Source organism: Neobacillus cucumis (assembly GCF_023715505.1).
In genome coordinates this window covers 1-480 of sequence record NZ_JAMBOH010000104.1, presented here as the reverse complement: position 1 = coordinate 480, position 480 = coordinate 1, and the positions used below count along the sequence as shown (strand labels likewise).

1 protein-coding gene is annotated in these 480 nt (G+C 54.0%); it reads left to right on the top strand.

Going from position 1 to position 480, the window contains the following annotated elements:
- Positions 1-480: glycogen/starch/alpha-glucan phosphorylase (locus M3226_RS31595; protein ID WP_251573425.1), on the top strand; the 480-nt coding region annotated here is incomplete at both ends.

Here is a 480-nt window from a genome sequence, read left to right as displayed (position 1 = left end):
AGCATATCGGCCGCACCTGGCGGACCGATCTGAGTCAGCTTGATGAGCTGAAACAGCATATCGACTACCCGATGGTCAATCAGGCGGTGCGTCAGGCCAAGTTTGAGAACAAACAGCGGCTGGCCAGCTATATTGCTCAACAGCTCAATGTGGTGGTCAATCCGAAGGCGCTGTTTGATGTGCAGATCAAACGTATCCATGAATACAAACGGCAGCTAATGAATGTGCTGCACGTCATCACCCGCTATAACCGGATCAAGGCCGATCCGCAGGCCGAGTGGGTGCCGCGGGTGAATATTTTCGCCGGTAAGGCGGCCTCGGCCTACTATATGGCCAAGCACATTATTCACCTGATCAACGATGTGGCGGCGGTGATCAATAACGATCCGCAGATTGGCGACAAGCTGAAGGTCGTCTTTATCCCCAACTACAGCGTTAGTCTGGCGCAGCTGATCATTCCGGCGGCAGATCTGTCGGAAC